A 12,781-nucleotide genomic window follows, 5' to 3' on the forward strand; every position below is an offset into this window, starting at 1 on the left:
GTGCCGCGCGCCGCTACGCGACGACGAGGCCGACCAGCAGCACGAGCACCGCGAGCAGGGGCAAGGAGCCCTGCTTCACAGCGGCTCCCCGCTTGTCGGGCGACGACACGAGCAGCACCGCGGCAGCGGCCAGCATCGAGCCGGCGCCCGCGAACACGAGCGCGTACCCCGCCGTCGGCGCACCGAACAGCGCGAGCGCGACGCCCGCCAGGGTGACGATCGCGAGGAACAGGTTGTAGAACCCCTGGTTGAACGCCATCTCCCGCGTCGCATCGGCCTGCTGGGCGCTCAGACCGAAGGTAGCGCGCGTCTTCTCGCTCGTCCAGGTGATCGACTCCATCCAGAAGATGTACACGTGCAGCAGCGCGGCGAGCGCCGCGAGCACCAGTGCGAACACGATCATTCCGACTCCTATCGACGTGCGTCGAGACTACTCCGGTCGCCACTCAGCGTACCGAGGCTCGCGCGGCGCCGCTCGCGGCGCTCGGCACCGGTGCCGCGAGCGCTCACTCGGGCAGGCCGCCGCGCGCGCGGAGCGCGCCGTCCGATCCGATCTCGATCACCGTCTCGATTCCGATACCCGCGAGGAACGCGAGGTCGTGGCTGACGACGAGGATCGCCCCGCGGTAGGCGTTCAGCGCATCCGTGAGCTGCGCGACGCTCGCCAGATCGAGATTGTTCGTCGGCTCGTCCAGGATGAGCAGCTGCGCCGGCGGCTCCGCGAGCAGCAGACGGGCGAGCGACACCCGGAACCGCTCGCCGCCGGAGAGCGTGCCGACCGGACGGTCGGCGCTCGACCCCCGGAGGAGGAGCCGCGCGAGGCCGTTGCGCACCTCCCCCGGAGCGGTGCCCGGAGCCACGGATCGCACGTTCTCGACTGCGCTGGCGGCGTCGTCGAGACCGTCGAGGCGCTGCGGCAGATAGCCGAAGCGGTCGGTGAGGAGACGACCGGTGGCGTGCGGGAGCTGCGCCAGGGCGCCGCCGGGCGCCGCCTCCGCGGTCGGCCCCGCGCTCGCCGCCCCGCCGCGCGACCCCACCAGCCGGTCGAGCAGACTGGACTTGCCGGTGCCGTTCGCGCCGACGAGCGCGACGCGCTCGGGGCCCTGCACCACGATCTCCCGCTCCGCGCCCGTGAACTCGATCAGCCGACGACCGCGCGGCACGGCCGGATCCGGCAGGTCGATCGAGATCCGCTCATCAGTGCGCACGCGCGCATCGGCCTCGTCGACCGCCGCCTGCGCCGCCCGCACCTGACCGTCGAGCGTCGTGCGCAGCGAGCCCGCCGCGACCTGCGCGCTGCTCGCGCGCCGCCCCGCGAGAATCTTCGGGATGCCGCCGCCGAGCTGCGTCTGGCGGCCTGCGCGCTCCCGTCGCGCGAGCTTGGTCTCAGCCTCGATGCGCTGCCGCTTCTCGACCTTGAGCGCCTGCTGGGCGGCCTTCGCGGCCTGCTCGGCCGCCGCCTGCTCCGCCTCCTGATGCGCGCGCCAGGCGCTGAACGGCCCCCCGAACACCGTCAGCGCGCCGTCGTGCAGCTCGGCGGTGTGCTCCATGCGCTCGAGCAGCTCCACATCGTGACTGACGACGAGCAGCGTGCCCGGCCAGTCGTCGATGAACTCCCCGAGCCGGGCGCGCGCCACCCGATCGAGGTTGTTCGTCGGCTCGTCGAGCAGGGTGATCGGGGCGCGGCGCAGCCGCAGGCCGGTGATCGCGATGAGCATCGCCTCGCCCCCGGAGACGGTGGCGACGCTGCGGTCGAGGTCGAGCGCCGAGAAGCCGATGCGATCGAGTGCGACCGCCGCTCGCGCCTCGATGTCCCAGTCGTCTCCGACGGCGTCGAAGTGGCGCGGGTCGACGTCGCCGGCTTCGATGGCGCGCAGCCCGGCGAGGGGGCGGTCGATGCCGAGCAGCGACGCGACCGTCGTCTCACGGTGCAGGGTGAGCAGTTGCGGCAGGGCGGCGACCTCTCCGCCGACGCTGATCGTGCCGGAGGAGGGCGTGAGCGCCCCGGAGATCACGCGGAGCAGCGTCGACTTGCCGGAGCCGTTGCGGCCCGTCAGACCGGTGCGCCCGGTCGGGAAGGTTCCCGAGACGTCGCGGAGACCCGGCGAACCGTCGGGCCAGACGTACGAGAGGCGGTGCAGCGAGATCGCTGGGGATGCAGACATGGAGCTCGATTCGGGTCGGCTCGGCCCCGTGCGAAGCGGACGGCGGTCGAGCGGAGAACAGAGGGTTCTCGCCAAACCCGCCCGACACTCAGCGGTGTCGCGCGGCGGCGGGTGACGTTCTGTCGACCTCGATATCCATGCCGAGCATCCTACCCGACGCCCCGCTGCCCCGCTCCCCGTTACCTCTGGAGCACCCGCACGACGCAGGCGGCCCCCGCGAAGACGATCACCACCGCCCCGTATCCGAACGCCACGGGCGCGAGTCCCGCGAACTCGACGAGCAGCCCGGCCACGACGGTCGGCACGCCGAAGGCGAGATACGACACCAGGAAGACGACCGCGAACACGTCGGCCCGCTGCGAGGCGGGGATATGCGGAGCGAGCGAGCTGACGACGCCGAAGAAGGCGGTGCCGAAGCCCGACCCGGTCACCGCGACCGCCGCGAGATACGCCGGCAGCGACCCTGCGGCGAGCGCGCCCAGCGAGCAGGCGGTGCCCACCGCGAGCGCGGCGGTGCCGAACACCGCGATCGCGCGCGGCGAGCGACGGCGCAGCAGGAACGCGGCGACGGCGCCCGAACCGGCGAGCACCCCGACCGCGAGCCCCTGCCACACGTGCGCAGCTCCGCCGAGCTCCGCGTGCACGATGCTCGCGCCCAGCGAGAGGAACAGCCCTCCCGTCGCCCACCCCGCGAAGATGGCGGGAACGCCCCGTGCGAACTCGGCGCGCATCTCCGCCGGCACCGTCAGGCGGAACCCGAGCGACCGCAGGGCGCCCGGCGCCCGCGGCGCGGTCTCCGGCACGAAGCGGGTGAGCGCCGCGAGCACCAGGTACACGACCACGAGCGGAGCGAAGACCACCGCCATCGCGTCGTGCGATCCGTCGAGCGCGAGGCCTGCGGCGAGCGCGCCGATGCCGAGCCCGAGCATCGGCGCCACCGCGTTCCACACCGCGGCCGATCCGGGCCGGCGCGGCGATTCGAGATCGGTGATCGCGGCCGATACCGCGGAGAGGAGCAGCCCGCTCGCGACCCCCTGCAGCACGCGGGCGAGGATCAGCACGGGCACCGATCCGGCATGCCAGAACACGAACACGCTCGCCGCGAGCAGCACCAGCCCCGAGCTCGCGACCGGGCGGCGCCCGACGTGGTCGGAGAGCGAGCCCGCCGTGAGCAGCGTCGCGAGCAGCGCCAGCGCGTAGACCGCGAACACGGAGGTGGTCACGAGCGGCGAGAAGCCGATCGACTCGGCGAGCACCGGGTAGAACGGCGACGGGGCGCTCGCACCCGCCATCATCGCGGTGACGCTCGCCACCGCCAGCGCGAACCCGAACCGCCTGCGGGGCACTCCACCGCCCGCCTCCGCATCTCGATCCGTCACGCTTCCCCCGTTCCGTTCGAGACACTCGAACTGAACGAGTTTAGTGGCTCTCCCCCACCCGCTCGCGCACCGGCAGAGCGTGCTCGGACTCGGTGCACGACGCGCGTGGGGACGCCGGAGCCCGCTTCTCCGTCACCTCGAAGTGCTCCCGGTAGGCGCCGACGAGCAGGCGGTACTGGGAGACCACCGCGCTCGCCGTGTTGTAGCAGAGCAGCGTGGCCGGCAGCAGCACCCACTGCGCGAGCATGCCGAGACCCCGCATCGGCGACACGTGCGCCGGCCGTCTGGGAGTGAGCAGCATGGTGAGCACGATCGTGACGGCGACCCCGAGGAGGGCGAAGCGCTGCGCCGTGCCCACCATCCCGGGCAGCTCGGCCGCGAGCTGCGCCGCCGAGAACGGTGGTGCGGCGAACCGGTCGTTCCAGTGGGCCGACCCGGCGAAGGCCGACGCGCGCACCGCCTCCACCGCGGAGGAGACCGGGATGCCGAGGGCGTGCGTCGCCCAGGCGGCGCCGTTCGCGCTCGCACTGCCCGCCTCGCGCAGCAGCATCGCGAGCGGGGTGCCCGCCCCGCCCGAGAGGCTGCCGACGACGATCGGTATCCACGCGCCGAACGCGACCATCGGGGCGACGCAGGCGAGCGTCACGTGCGAGTCGAGCAGCGCCGCGAAACGGGCGAGCGTTCCCCCGAACGGCGCCCGGCGATCCTTCGCGAACAGGCGAACGCCCACGAACGCGATGTCGGAGGCGCCGTACGCCCATCGGCAGAGCTGCGTGAACTGCGCGCGCAGCGTGCGCGCCAGCGAGGCGCCGAGCACCGCATCCTGCGAGACGGGCAGATGGATCGGCGTCACCCCGTACCGGCCGTCGAAATGGAAGTAGCTGCGCCAGTACTGGTGGCCGTCCTCGACGATCGTGCGCCGGCTCCAGTAGTCCATGTCGATCAGCGCGTCCATCGGCTGCGAGTGCGAGGCGAAGTTGCGGAGCGTGAAGGGGCGCACCGTCGAGATCAGGTTCCAGAGCGTGTTGCCGGCGGCCACCACGCGCGTGGGAGCGGGGGCGTGCCACAGGTTGTTCACGAACGTGGAGATCGGCTGATACGACCTGCGCGCCCGATCGGCGTCGCGCACGAACGCGTACGTCACATTGGCGAAGTAGTGCGGATGCACCCGGTTGTCGCAGTCGAGCGTCGTCACCATCACGTCGGTCGGGGCGATCTCGCGCAGTTGCAGCCAGGTGCGGAGCCGCCGGGCAGCGTACGTGATGTTCGCCCCCTTCCCGGCGATCTCATCGGGCAGCCCGGCAGGGTGCTCGACGGCGAGGAAGGCCGCGAAGTGCGGGGCGAACGCATGGCGCAGGCGCACGGCGCGCTCCCGCATCGCGGCCCCGCCCCGCTCCTCGTACGCGAAGACCACCACCAGCCGCTCGGCGCCCGAAGACGCGGCGAGCGAGCGCAGGCTCGGCTCGATCACCTCGAACGGCTCGTTGTACGCGGCGACGATGACCGCGTGCACGAGTTCGGAGGGCAGCGGCACCGCATCCGCCGCCCCAGGCGCCGCCAGCCTCCGCAGGAACGCGTGGTGCGCGCGGGCGAACGGCTCGGGGAGCGCCCGGGTCGCGGGGCCCAGCAACTGCGCGACCGGCACCTTCGGGCCAGCCCGCACACGGCGCACCGCACCCTCCGTCTCTACCGCCACCGCCGCCCAGTCGACGCGCACGGCGAGACGCATGCGGCGGAACCCGCGCAGGGCGTCGACGCCGCCCCGCACGGCCCGCACGAGGGTCAGCGCGATGAAGGCGGCGACGAACAGCACGCCGATGCGCAGATCGACCAGGGAGAGCAGGATCGCGGCCAGCGGTACTCCGAGGCTCAGCATCGCCGGCAGCATCTCGAAGAAGCGGTAACCGGCGTCGCGGCGCCCGCGCGGTATCTCGTTCGCCTCGTTCGCCTCGTTCGCCGCATTCGCTGTGCTCGCCGCGCTCGCCTCGCGCGACGACGACGGCTGCGGCGCCGGGGGGCCCGCCGACGCCTGCGGACCTTTCGCGGCGGCGGTGTCTGCGACCCAGGACTCGGCAGTGGTGGAAGAGCGCCTCACCGGACCGAGTGTATGGCCGCGTGAACAGGAAGAACGGTCGCATCGCAGGCTGTTCACCAGCCGTTGATGGACCGTTCTCGCCCGATTCCCCCCAGGGCTTCGCGCCGTTAGACGATGTCGGGATTCTTCTTCGCGTACGCCATCGCGTCCTCCTCCGACAGCACGACGAGCCCTCGCGCCGTGTGCGACAGTGCGGCCAGCACCTTGACCCATGCGACGTTCAGCTCGGGCGGTCGGCTCCCGGAGAAGCGGAAGGCGACGGTCGTGTAGGGCGACAGCCACACCGAGACCCGCCCGCTCCCCTGCTCGGGAGTCTTCGTCCAGCTCAAGAAGAAGCACTCCTGCTTCTTCAGCTTCTGCCCGATCACCGTCTTCAGGTGCGCGAGCAGGCGATCCTCGAACTCGTACTCGTTCCCACCGTGTATAAGAAACCCCATGGTCACATCGTGCCAGTCGCGGCGCGTCTCCATGCGCGCCGTGCCCGATGCCACCTCGACCCGTACAGTATGCGAAACTACCTTTCGTAGAGGACGGCCGTTTCGCGCGCCGATGAGATCGGTTCGGGGGCGGCAGTGGAGATTCAGCGGTTCCGCGCGACCGACCCCGAGCAGGTCGCGCACACCTGGCAGGCGTTCGCCCCATCGGCCCGCCTGCTCGACGTCGACGAGGAACGGTGCCAGCTCGACTGGTTCTCGGCCACGGTCGAGGGCTTCTCGCTGATCCGCTACGAGCTCTCCGCGTCCGTCGACTCGTCGGTCGCCCCCGAATCGCAGTTGTTCACCTGCAGCGTGCAGGCACCGCGCGGCGAGGTCACCGCCGGTCAGCGCTCGCTCCCCGCGGGCAGGCCCTGGGCCTCGCACGGGGCCCCCGTCACCGCGCACTGGGAGGATCGCGCCATCGTGCAGGCGCTCGTGTTCGATCGCGACTACGCCCAGCGGCTGGCCCGCCAGATCTCGGGCGATGACAACCTCTCGATCCAGGTGCGCTCGCCGGAGGCCCGCGGGCCCCACGAGGCCGCGCAGTGGGAGCGCACCTACAGCTACGTCGCCTCATCGGTGCTCTCGGGAGACGCCACGCTCGACCCCGACACCGTCGTGGGAGCGGGGCTGCTGCGGCACACGCTCTGGACCGTGCTCTCGAGCTTCTCGACGAGCTTCTCTCAGACGATGGAGCGCACCCCGCAGCGATCCGCCGCCCCGGCCACCGTGCGCCGGGCGCTCGCGTACATCGACGCCCACGCCCACGAGGCGATCACGGTCGACGACGTGGCGCGCGCCGCGCACATCTCCACGCGCGGCCTGCAGTACGCGTTCCGCCGCTCCCTCGACTTCACGCCGAGCGAGTACCTGCGCCGCGTCAGGCTCGCGGGCGCGCACGGCGACCTGCGCCGGGCGGACACGCCCGCACGGATCGCGACCATCGCACGCCGCTGGGGGTTCACCAACACGTCGCGCTTCACCGCGGCGTACCGCGCCCAGTACGGCGTCCACCCCGGCCGGTAGCTCGAGCCTGCGCATCGTCCGCCGGGTTCGCGCAAGGCCTGTTCCATGCGGCCGCGCGCGGCTAGGGTCGAACCATGGCTGATCTCGAAGAGTTCCAGGTCGACGAGAGCGTCGTCGCTCCCTCGGGCGCGCGCGGCGTCATCTGCGACGTGCGTCGGATGACGAACGGGGCGACGGCGTACGGCGTGCTCGACACCACCGGGTCGATCCGGTACTACACCTCGGACAGCATCAAGCGGGTGCTCTGACGCGCACGCGCAGCAGAGCACCCGCTCTCCGAGATATCTCCGAGCCGAACGGGCTCAGGACTCCTCGTCGGGGGTCGGCGTCTCCTCGCCGGTCGACGGGCGGCGGATGAGCTCAGGGTTCTCCTGGCCGTACCGGGGGTTCTTCTCCTGACCCTCCTGGCCGTAATCCTCGGTCGATCCGTCGAGCACCGGGCGATCGAGGGTCTCCCCATCGCGAGGGGTGTTCACGGTGCCGGCACCGTTCGATGCCTCGAACTCGTTCGAATCGTGCGGTTCGTTGTGCGATACGTGATCGTCTGCTTCGCGGTGCGATGCGTTCATGAGTGACTCCTTCCCGAAGTAGCTCTCACGTTACCCACGCGCAGCGGAGTGCGGCTACCCCCGTGCGGCGGTTGCATCGTTCGTGCTAGCGCCCCTCACGGCGAGAATGTCGGCGCCCTCCCGTAGCATCCATGAGTGCCGGCTTTGTCGGCGCATAGGAGACGAGGGTCTCCAGTCTCAGTCGTAGAAGTGCACGGTACGCCTGATGTCCTCCGCGAAGCGGTAGATCTCGTCGAGCGATTCGATGGGATGACGCGTCTCGTTCTTCTCGGCGTCGAAAATGCCGATGTACTTCTGACTGGTATTGAACCAGAGCCTCGCGAGCGGACGCCGGTTGTTGTTGTCGAGAAGCACGCCGAAATACGTCTTGGCATCACGTTGAGCGATACGAGAAGGTGCCACTTCACTGCAGGCGATCGCTCGGACGATCTGGAACGCCTCGATCTCCTCGAGTGTCGTTTCGATTCCATCGGACCGCCGGGATTGCTCCACCGAGGCCTCAGCCACTCGTTCGCTCGCATCCGAGGCGGACACCGACGTGTTGTCGCTCGTCAACGCTTGGCCCCCGAGCGCGGCCTTCAGGCGATCGTTGACACGATCGTTCAGAAACTGCTTGGCAGCCTTCTCGACCAGGCCCGTGAACTGTTCTCGCACCTTCTGCGTAAAGGCACCCTCGTAGACTCTGGCGGTCAAGAACTTCACCCAGTCCGAATCCGGCGCCGAGAATTGAGCCGCGAGAACCCGCTTGAGCTCCCCGACGTACTTCAGCTCCTCGGCCGCGTTCACGATCGAGTCGATATCGAAAGCGTCCTTCGTCAGTTTGCGAAGCTCCGGCACGAGTGCGGAATCCAGATCGGAGATCTGGATGACGAGGAACGGCTTCTCGTCCATACGGTTGGGGGCATCCAGATCGGTGAAGAACTGGTACTCATCGCCGTTGGTGAGGATCGCAATACGCGCGTGCGCGACAGCGAAGTAGCGGAACAGCTGGGAAGTGTGCTTGATGTTCAGGGGTGCGCCGATGTGTTTGCACTCGATCAGGATCTGAACCTCACCATCCTTGACGATGGCGTAGTCGATCTTCTCGCCCTTTTTCGTTCCCACATCAGCGGTGAACTCGGGAACGACTTCGCTCGGGTTGAATACGTCATAACCCAGTACGAGCGATATGAACGGCATCACGAATGCGTTCTTCGTAGCTTCCTCCGTCTCGATGTTCGCGCGCTGCTGCTGAATCTTCGTCGCAAGGCTCCCGAGACGCTCCGCTATTTCTACCGACATCGACACTCCTATGTGTTCGCCGAACCATTCGAGCCTCACCCTATCGAAAGAATGAGGCTTCCTATGAACAGGATCGTTCGTGCTAGCGCCCCTCACGGCGAGAATGTCGGCGCCCTCCCGTAGCATCCATGACAGCGAAGGGGGAACCATGGGGATCAGAGAAGAGCACACGCTCGCGAACGGGTACTCGCGATTCGACGCCGCCACGGCGGAGGAGACGCTGCGCGAGCTCGAGGCGCAGTTCGAGGCGGGCGAGCTGAGCCGCCACGCCTACTTCGAGAAGAAGCGAGCGCTGGTGCGCCTCTTCGTCAAGTCGACGACCTCACCCCGCCGCAAGCGCCGCGAGACCGACTACGACGCGGAGCAGGCCGGCCAGTAGCGACGCCGCGCGGGGCGCCGTCAGTGCCGCCTCCCTACGCGCGGCGGTACTGCGCCGTGATGGGGCAGTCGAACGGGTCGCGGGCCGCGAGGCCTACCCGGTTCAGGTACTCGATGACGATCGCGTACGAACGCCACAGCGACGTTTCCGTGTACGGGACGCCGAGCGTGCGGCAGTGCTCGCGCACGATCGCGCGCGCCTTCGAGAGGTGCGGCCGCGCCATGCTCGGGAACAGGTGGTGCTCCACCTGGTAGTTGAGGCCGCCCATGAGCCACGTCGCCCACCACCCGCCGCGGATGTTGCGCGACGTGCGCACCTGCTTCGAGAAGAAGTCGAGCTTCGCGTCGTGCGCGATGACCGGCATACCCTTGTGGTTGGGGGCGAACGACGCCCCCATGTAGACGCCGAAGACGGCGAGCTGCACGCCGATGAAGGCGAACGCCATGCCGACGGGGAGCAGCAGGAAGACCGGAACGAGCACCAGCGCGAACCGCACGAGGATGATCGCGAGCTCCGTCCGGCGCCCGTTCACCGGCTCCCGGCTGAACAGGTACGTGAAGCTGTGGAAGTGCAGGTTCAGGCCCTCGAGCGTGAGCAGCGGGAAGAAGAGCCACCCCTGCCGCCGCGTGATCGCCCGCACGAGGCCGCGGGCCTGCACCGCGTCCTCCTCGATGAAGGAGATGGTGTCGACCTCGATATCGGGATCCTTGCCCACCCGGTTCGGATTCGCGTGGTGCCGGGTGTGCTTCGAATCCCACCAGGAGTAGCTCATGCCGATCGCGCCCGCCAGCCAGCGCGCGAGCCGGTCGTTGGCCGGGCCCGACGAGAGGATCTGGCGGTGCGCCGCCTCATGGGCGAGGAACGCGATCTGCGTGAAGATGATTCCGAGGGCGCCCGCGATGAGCAGCTGGAACCAGCTGTCGCCGAGCAGGATGAACCCGGTCACCGCACCGCCGAGGGCGAGGGCGATGCCGACGGCGACGCTCGCGTAGAACCAGTGCGCGCGCCGCAGCAGGCCCGACTCGCGCACGACCTGCGACACCCGCGTGTACGCCTTGGCGATCGGCGGGAAGTCGCTCGCGCGCGCCCGCGTCGGCTGCAGTCGGCCCAGGCCCTCGAGGGTGGGGGTGTTCGCTGGCGTCATCGTCGGCACCGTTCCGTTCCGGGCCGCTCGTGCGCGAGCCCTGGGTAAGCCACAGGCCGTGTGCCGATCGCTGTGCTCACGCTATCGGCCGCACCATGCGTCCCGCTGAATATGCGCATGCTGCACAGCGCACGCCCAGCTACCGCGGTCGCGGGCCGCGCGATCCGGCACTCATGAGATGAGGATCGCGGGCCCTCACCCGCCGAGCGTCGCGTCGCGGCTCAGCTCGAGGATCCGCCGCAGCGCCGCCGGATCGACCCGCGCGAGCCGCGTCACGTACAGGCACGCACGACCCGCCCGATGCGGGCCGAGCGCCGCGAGCGCCTCCGGCCACCGCTCGGAGAAATCACTGACCAGGTAGAGGGTGTGCTTCGCCGGCCCCGAGGCGAACGCGAGCACCGGCGCCGTGCCGGAGTGGCCGCTCTCGTACCGGTAGTGGTGCTCGCCGAAGCCGATGATGCGGCCCGCCCACACCACCGCCGGCTCACCGCTCACCTCCCGGTGCAGGTCGAGCAGCTGCTCCGCCTCATTGCGTCGCGCGCTCGTCACGCGATCGAGCACCTCCCCCACCGGCGTGTCGGAGGGGGTCATCGCCGGGGTTCGCGTCGCCATCGAAGCTCCCTTCCTCGGTCAGTCGTCGGATCGCGCGTCGCTGTGACGGGCGGTGTCGTAGGCGGCGAGCGCCCGCGCACGGGTCGCGCGCAGATCCACGATCTCGGGGAACAGCACGCTGTCGCTCGCCCACAGGTTCACGTAGTGCCCATCGGGGTCGAACTTCTTCTGCTGCGTCACCGGGTTGAAGATGCGGAAGTACGGCGCCGCGTCGGCACCGCAGCCGGCCACCCACTGCCAGTTGAACGGGTTGCTCGCCGTGTCGGCGTCGACCAGGGTGTCCCAGAACCAGGCCTCGCCGATCCGCCAATCCGTGAGCAGGTTCTTCGTCAGGAACGACGCGGCGACCATGCGCACCCGATTGTGCATGTACCCCGTGTGCCACAGCTCCCGCATCCCGGCGTCGACGAGCCCGTACCCGGTCTCGCCCCGCTGCCACGCCCGCAGCTGCTGCTCATCGGGATCCTTCCACGGGAAGTGCGCGAACTGCGGGTTGAGCTCGTGCAGATGCAGCGGCGGATTGTGGAACGTCGTATGCCAGGCGAACTCGCGCCAACCCAGCTCGGAGAGGAACGCGCCGGCATCGGCGCCCGATGCGAGGGCCCGATGCCAGACCGTTCGCGGGCTGATCTCGCCCCAGCGCAGGTACGGGGAGAGCTCGGAGCACACCTCCTCCGAAGGGAAGTCGCGCCGCTTCGCGTACGCCCCCGCGCGGCTCGACAGGAAGCGCTCGAGCCGGTCGAGCGCCTGATCCTCCCCCGGCTGCCAGCGCTCGGCGATCCCCGTCGCCCAGTCGGGACGCTTCGGCTGCAACCGCCAGTCGTCGAGAGCATCGCCGGCAGCACTCGGCTCCGCGCCCCGAAGCGACTTCGGAATCGGCAGCGGCTCGGCGGGGGCCGGCATCGCGAGGCAAGCACGCCAGAACGGCGAGTAGACGCGGTAGTGGCCGCCCGACTGCGTCTCGACGGTCCACGGCTCGAACAGGAGCCCGCCCGGGAACGAGTGCGCATCGATGCCGTCGCCCTGCAGGCGCTCCTTGATGCGCGCGTCGATGTGCCGCTCGGCGCCGTACCGGCGGTTCCAGTACACGTGATCGGCTCCGACCTCTGCGGCGACCGCCGGAACCACCGATTCCGCGGCGCCACGGCGGAGCACCAGCGGCACTCCCCGCTCGTGCAGGGCCTCGCCGAGACGCGTGAGCGACTCGTGCAGCCACCACTTCGCCGCACTCCCGAGCGGGCGCGTCTCATCCGACTCCTCGTCGAGCACGTAGAGCGCCGCGTGGTCGGCAAGTCGCAGATCGTCGCGGAACCAGATGAGAGCGGTCATGAGCCCATCGTAGGCTCGCGGACCGTTCCCGTTCCGGGGGTTGCGGATGAGCGGCTGCTTCTCGTGAAAATCAAGGGGGTGTCGATGTTTCTGGAGTGCGTCCACACTTGTCAGTGTCGTTCCCGCTGAACCGTGTACCCCATGCACCTGCGAGTCAACGACGCGTCGCCCCTCCCATTGCCTGTGCCGGGAGGGGCGACACCTGTTTCGGGGGCGCTCTGCGCTTTCTTCGGGGGCGCTCTGCGCTTTCTTCGGGGGCGCTCTGCGCTTTCTTTGCGGGAAACGCAAAGAACCCCCTCGATGTAGAAGCTACGAGGGGGATAAGG

13 protein-coding genes are annotated in these 12,781 nt (G+C 69.8%); 3 read left to right on the plus strand and 10 right to left on the minus strand.

Annotated features, from left to right (window positions below):
• Nucleotides 1–13 precede the first annotated feature (13 nt).
• From NS354_RS07845 to NS354_RS07865, 5 genes are all read right to left on the minus strand, one after another.
• Nucleotides 14–403 (minus strand): DUF1304 domain-containing protein, encoded by a 390-nt coding sequence (locus NS354_RS07845; protein WP_058594007.1) that lies wholly within the window; start codon nucleotides 401–403, stop codon nucleotides 14–16.
• Nucleotides 404–506: 103 nt separating this feature from the next.
• Nucleotides 507–2,165, minus strand: a complete 1,659-nt coding sequence (locus NS354_RS07850; protein WP_058594008.1) for an ABC-F family ATP-binding cassette domain-containing protein — start codon at nucleotides 2,163–2,165, stop codon at nucleotides 507–509.
• 179 nt (nucleotides 2,166–2,344) lie between these two features.
• Entirely contained in the window at nucleotides 2,345–3,544 is a 1,200-nt protein-coding gene (locus NS354_RS07855) for an MFS transporter (RefSeq protein WP_058594009.1), read from the minus strand.
• A gap of 40 nt (nucleotides 3,545–3,584) precedes the next feature.
• The gene (locus tag NS354_RS07860) at nucleotides 3,585–5,639 is read right to left on the minus strand and encodes a glycosyltransferase (RefSeq protein WP_058594010.1); all 2,055 of its coding nucleotides are present in this window, start codon (nucleotides 5,637–5,639) and stop codon (nucleotides 3,585–3,587) included.
• Between the two features lie 107 nt (nucleotides 5,640–5,746).
• Entirely contained in the window at nucleotides 5,747–6,076 is a 330-nt protein-coding gene (locus NS354_RS07865) for a hypothetical protein (protein ID WP_058594018.1), read from the minus strand.
• Nucleotides 6,077–6,211: 135 nt separating this feature from the next.
• Here NS354_RS07865 and NS354_RS13700 point away from each other — a divergent pair, with 135 nt between their 5' ends.
• Entirely contained in the window at nucleotides 6,212–7,141 is a 930-nt protein-coding gene (locus NS354_RS13700; protein ID WP_241490429.1) for a helix-turn-helix transcriptional regulator, read from the plus strand.
• A 74-nt stretch (nucleotides 7,142–7,215) separates the two neighbouring features.
• Complete coding sequence (locus NS354_RS13555) at nucleotides 7,216–7,389, plus strand: hypothetical protein (protein ID WP_193750733.1); 174 nt, start codon at nucleotides 7,216–7,218, stop codon at nucleotides 7,387–7,389.
• A gap of 54 nt (nucleotides 7,390–7,443) precedes the next feature.
• Here the strand turns inward: NS354_RS13555 and NS354_RS07875 are convergent, their stop codons facing one another.
• The gene (locus NS354_RS07875; RefSeq protein ID WP_058594011.1) at nucleotides 7,444–7,710 is read right to left on the minus strand and encodes a hypothetical protein; all 267 of its coding nucleotides are present in this window, start codon (nucleotides 7,708–7,710) and stop codon (nucleotides 7,444–7,446) included.
• A 177-nt stretch (nucleotides 7,711–7,887) separates the two neighbouring features.
• On the minus strand, nucleotides 7,888–8,991 hold the full coding sequence (locus tag NS354_RS07880) for a type I restriction endonuclease (protein WP_058594012.1): 1,104 nt from the start codon (nucleotides 8,989–8,991) through the stop codon (nucleotides 7,888–7,890).
• Nucleotides 8,992–9,139: 148 nt separating this feature from the next.
• On the opposite strand from NS354_RS07880, the gene NS354_RS07885 reads away from it, so the two are divergent.
• Nucleotides 9,140–9,370 (plus strand): hypothetical protein, encoded by a 231-nt coding sequence (locus tag NS354_RS07885; protein ID WP_010156336.1) that lies wholly within the window; start codon nucleotides 9,140–9,142, stop codon nucleotides 9,368–9,370.
• Between the two features lie 34 nt (nucleotides 9,371–9,404).
• On the opposite strand, the gene NS354_RS07890 is transcribed toward NS354_RS07885, so the two are convergent.
• The 3 genes from NS354_RS07890 to NS354_RS07900 form a co-directional block, all read right to left on the minus strand.
• The gene (locus tag NS354_RS07890; protein WP_193750734.1) at nucleotides 9,405–10,514 is read right to left on the minus strand and encodes a fatty acid desaturase family protein; all 1,110 of its coding nucleotides are present in this window, start codon (nucleotides 10,512–10,514) and stop codon (nucleotides 9,405–9,407) included.
• 195 nt (nucleotides 10,515–10,709) lie between these two features.
• Complete coding sequence (locus tag NS354_RS07895; RefSeq protein WP_058594014.1) at nucleotides 10,710–11,126, minus strand: DUF1801 domain-containing protein; 417 nt, start codon at nucleotides 11,124–11,126, stop codon at nucleotides 10,710–10,712.
• Between the two features lie 18 nt (nucleotides 11,127–11,144).
• Nucleotides 11,145–12,455 carry a cryptochrome/photolyase family protein gene (locus NS354_RS07900; RefSeq protein WP_058594015.1) on the minus strand — a complete coding sequence of 437 codons (1,311 nt, stop codon included), beginning with the start codon at nucleotides 12,453–12,455 and terminating at the stop codon, nucleotides 11,145–11,147.
• Between the last annotated feature and the right edge of the window lie 326 nt (nucleotides 12,456–12,781).

The sequence above is a fragment of the Leucobacter chromiiresistens genome (assembly GCF_001477055.1).
Lineage (GTDB): Bacteria > Actinomycetota > Actinomycetes > Actinomycetales > Microbacteriaceae > Leucobacter > Leucobacter chromiiresistens_A.

What these genes read in the sequence shown, in the direction of transcription:
- NS354_RS07850 (WP_058594008.1), bottom strand. Translation starts at nt 2,165, where the DNA reads ATGTCTGCATCCCCAGCGATCTCGCTGCACCGCCTCTCGTACGTCTGG.
- NS354_RS07885 (WP_010156336.1), top strand. Translation starts at nt 9,140, where the DNA reads ATGGGGATCAGAGAAGAGCACACGCTCGCGAACGGGTACTCGCGATTC.
- NS354_RS07865 (WP_058594018.1), bottom strand. Translation starts at nt 6,076, where the DNA reads ATGGGGTTTCTTATACACGGTGGGAACGAGTACGAGTTCGAGGATCGC.
- NS354_RS07845 (WP_058594007.1), bottom strand. Translation starts at nt 403, where the DNA reads ATGATCGTGTTCGCACTGGTGCTCGCGGCGCTCGCCGCGCTGCTGCAC.
- NS354_RS07875 (WP_058594011.1), bottom strand. Translation starts at nt 7,710, where the DNA reads ATGAACGCATCGCACCGCGAAGCAGACGATCACGTATCGCACAACGAA.
- NS354_RS07895 (WP_058594014.1), bottom strand. Translation starts at nt 11,126, where the DNA reads ATGGCGACGCGAACCCCGGCGATGACCCCCTCCGACACGCCGGTGGGG.
- NS354_RS07900 (WP_058594015.1), bottom strand. Translation starts at nt 12,455, where the DNA reads ATGACCGCTCTCATCTGGTTCCGCGACGATCTGCGACTTGCCGACCAC.
- NS354_RS07880 (WP_058594012.1), bottom strand. Translation starts at nt 8,991, where the DNA reads ATGTCGGTAGAAATAGCGGAGCGTCTCGGGAGCCTTGCGACGAAGATT.
- NS354_RS13555 (WP_193750733.1), top strand. Translation starts at nt 7,216, where the DNA reads ATGGCTGATCTCGAAGAGTTCCAGGTCGACGAGAGCGTCGTCGCTCCC.
- NS354_RS07890 (WP_193750734.1), bottom strand. Translation starts at nt 10,514, where the DNA reads ATGACGCCAGCGAACACCCCCACCCTCGAGGGCCTGGGCCGACTGCAG.